Source organism: Mesorhizobium sp. Cs1299R1N3 (assembly GCF_037179625.1).
Lineage (GTDB): Bacteria > Pseudomonadota > Alphaproteobacteria > Rhizobiales > Rhizobiaceae > Mesorhizobium > Mesorhizobium salmacidum.
Genome location: NZ_JAPYKQ010000082.1, coordinates 1 through 432 on the forward strand (window position 1 = coordinate 1; position 432 = coordinate 432).

Consider the following 432-nt stretch of genomic DNA (forward strand, 5'->3'; position numbering starts at 1 on the left):
ACCTCCTGCGCGACGTCGTCGGTGGCGAGGGCTGAGGGCATGGCTTGGCCGTATCAGATCCTCGATGCGCTGTGCGCGGACGTCGACATCCGACGCGTGCCCGAGTTACCGGAGATGCCGCAAACACCCGTGGTACCGCCGGCCGAAGCGGCGTTCTGGAGTGGAGCCTACGCGCGCGTGGCGTTCTGGCCCGCGGCCGAGGACGCACTCGCCGACGCGGCGAACGAGGGCGAGGCTTGGCTGGACGACGTGCTGACCGCGGCCGAGAGCAGCGACCGCCCGGTCGACGGCTACCTGGTGATCGGCCTGCCGGCCCCGCCGGGACACGAGAAGGCGCGGTCCTTCATCCGAAGCGTCGAGCTGTCCACCATCGTCTGCCGCAAGCAGGTGGTCTGGCCGTGCACGGAGAGTCCCTGCGGATGGCGTGGGCTG

General features: G+C 70.6%; 1 protein-coding gene. It reads left to right on the forward strand.

Annotation, left to right across the window (positions count from 1 at the left end):
- Window positions 1-39: 39 nt before the first annotated feature.
- Window positions 40-432 (forward strand): hypothetical protein (locus tag O7B34_RS32050; protein WP_337149750.1); only part of this gene is annotated, 393 nt, incomplete at its 3' end.